Origin of the sequence: Gordonia aichiensis, assembly GCF_039946255.1 — a bacterium.
Taxonomy (GTDB): domain Bacteria; phylum Actinomycetota; class Actinomycetes; order Mycobacteriales; family Mycobacteriaceae; genus Gordonia; species Gordonia aichiensis_A.
Window position 1 is genome coordinate 1 of record NZ_JBCDWL010000042.1, and the last position, 866, is coordinate 866.

The window sequence follows — 866 nt, forward strand, 5'->3', positions numbered from 1 at the left end:
GCATCACTGACCGCAGCCTTCGGACCCGCCTTCAAACCGGTTCACCCCCGTCCTTAATGGGAATCATTGTCAAGTGTAACGCCTCCTGTGCCTTGCCTTCGGGTGCCGGTCCGCTTCGTCTTTGGTCATATCCCCTGGTCAGAGGCTTGGCGGTCCCTCGGGTTCGGTTGCATGGTCCGCATACGACGTCGATGTCGGTCAGGCGGATGGGGAGGCCTTGGGCGTGTCGCTGCCATGCTTCTGGGGAGTGGTCGGCTTGCAGGTCGTTGGTGGCTCCGCAGTCGGAACAGAAGGGCTGCAGGCGTCGGGCTCGTCGGGAGAGCTTGGTCCATGCGGTGTCGTATCCGCGGTGGCGGCTGCTGGTCTTGCGGTCGCCGGGGTGGCAGTCGGGGCAGTAGCTTCCGGTCGGGATGGGTTCTCCGCAGCGGTGGCAGGGTCGGGCTGTCACGGTTCCTCCTGCCGGTCGAGGTGGCCTTGGAGGTAGGCACCGAGGATGGCATGGAGGTGCTGGGCTTGCTCGATGACGGGATCGAGGAGGAGCGCGAAGTCTCCGAGTCGTTGATCGGTGAACGAGAGGACTGGACATTCGACCGGTCCGATTGATGTGTTCGCATCGAAGACTGCGAGCTTGATGTGTCCGATGGGACTGAGGCGGATCAGGTCGTCGTCGTGGTCGATCATGGTGTCTCCTCGATGCAGTCGTGGATGGCGTCGGCGAGGTGGCGAGCTTGGGCCTCGGTGTAGGTGTGGCCGGCGAAGCTGATGCCTCCGGGAACCTTGTGGACGAATGGGTGTGCTTCTGCTGGTCTGCAGTCGTTGCAGTAGCGCGTGATGGACTTCGTCGTTCGGTTGCAGTCGATGCAGTA

Annotated in this window: 2 protein-coding genes; both read right to left on the reverse strand. The window is 62.9% G+C overall.

Annotation, left to right across the window (positions count from 1 at the left end; all coding sequences use genetic code 11):
* Positions 1–444: 444 nt before the first annotated feature.
* On the reverse strand, positions 445–681 hold the full coding sequence (locus tag AAFO60_RS20795) for a hypothetical protein (protein WP_347958146.1): 237 nt from the start codon (positions 679–681) through the stop codon (positions 445–447).
* The coding region (locus AAFO60_RS20800) for a hypothetical protein (protein ID WP_347958147.1) at positions 678–866 on the reverse strand (189 nt) is incomplete at its 5' end. The genes AAFO60_RS20800 and AAFO60_RS20795, both read right to left, overlap by 4 nt.

Excerpts from the sequence above, each read along its gene's own strand:
- AAFO60_RS20795 (WP_347958146.1), bottom strand. The coding sequence starts at position 681 with ATGATCGACCACGACGACGACCTGATCCGCCTCAGTCCCATCGGACAC.